Annotated in this window: 1 protein-coding gene; it reads right to left on the bottom strand. The window is 49.3% G+C overall.

What is annotated here, in order from left to right; genetic code table 11:
* Window positions 1–158: 158 nt before the first annotated feature.
* Window positions 159–1,130, bottom strand: a complete 972-nt coding sequence (locus CJZ98_RS18645; RefSeq protein WP_157911101.1) for a hypothetical protein — start codon at window positions 1,128–1,130, stop codon at window positions 159–161.
* Between the last annotated feature and the right edge of the window lie 84 nt (window positions 1,131–1,214).

The following is a 1,214-nucleotide window of genomic DNA, read 5'->3' as shown; positions in this document are numbered from 1 at the left end:
CGGCGGAAGAGATGTCGGGCATCGCCAGCGGTGAGACCCACCGACCTAAACCGATGCTGACAGGGGCGCGGATGACACCGTGGACAGACTTTTAGGCGGCCCTGGAGTGCAGGGCAAGTTCAGAGAATTGGTGGCGGCCTATCCACTCAAGGGAATTGCTATACGTCTTCAACGCCAATACCGAACTTACTGACTCGAAGTGCATTTAGCCTGCTTTCTCCTGCGATTCTTCTCAATGCCTCTGTCGCATTAGCGGCCACTTGCTTTTGTCTCTCGCTGGAGTTAACGAACGTGCCAAACTGAAGACACGCATTTACCATGGACCCAAGGCGAGGTCCGCACTCTTCTTTGAAAATCTGATATAGAGTCTCTGGAGCTGTTCCAGCAAGAACTATCTCATCTTCCGGATTCCACCCATTTGAGCTTGCCAGTCTCAGTAGAACTTCTCTTGGAGACTCTTTTGCCGCTGCATCGGTGCAAACCAGTTCGAAGACATCTCGAATCTTTTGATCAGTGACTCTTTCTGAAAAAGAGTATTTCGATAAATTCAGCAGCCCTAGGTCTCCTCTCCTTGACTCGACATAAGATTCAATTAGCTCATCAGCCCGCTCTTCGTCTCCCAGCTCCCTAAATAGTCTTACTACACTATTCAGGCCCAATGGGGTCAGGTAGGCTATGTTGGCCTTGGCGCAATCAAAAAGAGTCTTGACGACTAACTCTTGATCATCGGCAAAGCTATCATGATAAACCGACCATGCAGCCGAGAAAGACTGGTTGGCCTTGGAAGACTTAATCTGCGCGTCTAGTCCTAATGCAGCTCTTGAGAATTCTTGAGGCATGACATATCCAGATCGGACAAGCATTGCAAGCAGCGACCCAAATTCATCGATATACCTAAATCCATAATTCTGAAGCTTCATATTCCAGACCTTCTCATGCTCTGGAATACTTGCGGCCGCGCCAAGACCGAAGAGTTTATGTCCAATACTCTCAACATACTCAAGTGTTGGGATTGAATCATCTCCAGCTCTTAAGTGGGGCCTCCTGAGAAAGTCGGAGCCGCTGCCGCCAATACAGATTCTGGCAGTCAGGTGCCTTGCTGAGTGATTATCAAGCCGCAGCTGTCTCAACGCTTGATGGCAGTTTGTTGCGCTTCAGAGCTACAAGCTGGCTGCTCAGAATCTGCAGCCAGAAGGCAAACAAGGCAAAAAGAA

This window comes from Vulcanococcus limneticus LL, from assembly GCF_002252705.1.
Classification (GTDB): Bacteria; Cyanobacteriota; Cyanobacteriia; order PCC-6307; family Cyanobiaceae; genus Vulcanococcus; species Vulcanococcus limneticus.
The sequence above is the reverse complement of the archived record's forward strand: the minus strand, read 5'-3'. Positions and strand labels throughout refer to the sequence as shown.